Annotated in this window: 1 protein-coding gene; it reads right to left on the bottom strand. The window is 31.7% G+C overall.

The window, feature by feature from the left end:
- Positions 1-197 precede the first annotated feature (197 nt).
- On the bottom strand, positions 198-602 hold a 405-nt coding region (locus tag GQR46_RS20395; protein ID WP_165742354.1), incomplete at its 5' end, for a hypothetical protein.

Genomic DNA, 602 nt, shown 5'->3' with positions numbered 1-602 from the left:
ATAAAAATAAAATAGATAACAACGCACTTGAGCTTTTAAAACTAACTTTTCCCAAAATATCACTGTAAGCAATAAGTAAAATGAGCAGTAGCGCAATGAGTAGCAACCCATAATTAGCGATTGTATAATAATTCACTTAAACGCCTTAAATGATAGATTGTTAAAAGGTTCACACATCAACATTGCTCAAAAATAACTCACTTGGAAACTTTTAAATAAGACACATTATCGTACTTCATATAGTGCGCGACACTCGAACCATGATGTAAAACTTGAACTTGTGAGTAACTCTTTGAAAGTGCATTTATTAAAATCTCTGCAGGCACTTTATTCTCAACAACCTCAAAACCGAGTGCCCCTTCAAGCCCTAAGCTATTTTTGATATTCGGGTGTAATTTAACTAACTTTTTATCATAAACTCTATCTGCAATATCGATGAAACGACTATCAAAACTCCAGTCACTTATATATATAAAACACTTATTCCCCTCACCGACACTTGCTGGATCAAAGTTATAAATTTTATTTAAATAAGCTACGTTTTCTTCGCAGTAACTCTTCATACTTTTAGTGATTTTTAAGATAGAAAAGTTTTTCTTTTT

The sequence above is a fragment of the Pseudoalteromonas sp. Z1A6 genome, from assembly GCF_011378745.1.
GTDB classification, from domain to species: domain Bacteria; phylum Pseudomonadota; class Gammaproteobacteria; order Enterobacterales; family Alteromonadaceae; genus Pseudoalteromonas; species Pseudoalteromonas arctica.
This window is presented reverse-complemented; position numbering and strand designations above follow the sequence as displayed.